The sequence below is a fragment of the Leptolyngbya sp. CCY15150 genome, from assembly GCF_016888135.1.
Classification (GTDB): Bacteria; Cyanobacteriota; Cyanobacteriia; order RECH01; family RECH01; genus RECH01.
On the sequence record NZ_JACSWB010000230.1, the window covers coordinates 1 to 756 of the forward strand.

Sequence of the window (756 nt, forward strand, 5' to 3'; positions counted from 1 at the left end):
TGTTCGACACCATAGTCGGTTCATTTCGCCAGCGTTTGTCGTCGCTACCGGACAAACGCACGGGCAAGAACACCCGCTATGGGATGGACGATGCCGCTTTGAGCGCCTTCAGTGTGTTCTTCACGCAAACCCCGTCGTTTCTGTCCTATCAGCGCATGATGGAGGGCAGTAAAGGGAAAAGTAACGCCCAAAGCCTGTTTGGTGTCCATCGACTTCCCAGTGACAACCAGATCCGGGACTTGTTGGATGCGGTAGTCCCTGAGGAGGTGTTTCCTGTGTTTGAGGACATCCTGCAGGTGTTAGCCGAGCAAGGGCAATTAGAGGGCTTTCGCTCGGTTGCCGATACGCTGTTGATGGCCATCGATGGCACCGAATACTTCAGTTCGAGCCAGATCCACTGTTCGAACTGTTCAACCCGTACGCTGACGTCAAGCGAGACCCACTACGTCCATAGCGTCATCACCCCAGTCATCGTCGCCCCAGGACAGGCTCACGTGATTCCGTTGGTGCCAGAGTTTATCGTGCCGCAAGACGGGCATGACAAACAGGACTGTGAGACGGCTGCAGCGAAACGGTGGTTGATGCAGCATGGAGAACGCTTTAGCCCGTTGAAGGTGACGGTCTTGGGCGATGACCTCTATTGCCACCAGCCCTTGTGTCAGCAGCTTCTAGACCAACACCTCAACTTCATCCTGGTGTGTCGTCCGCAATCCCACACCACCCTCTATGAGCACCTCGAAGGCATTGACATCCCCA

1 pseudogene is annotated in these 756 nt (G+C 55.3%); it reads left to right on the forward strand.

The features are described 5' to 3' along the window. Window positions 1-11 precede the first annotated feature (11 nt). Window positions 12-756: pseudogene (locus tag JUJ53_RS18090) on the forward strand (ISNCY family transposase); the annotation flags it as partial.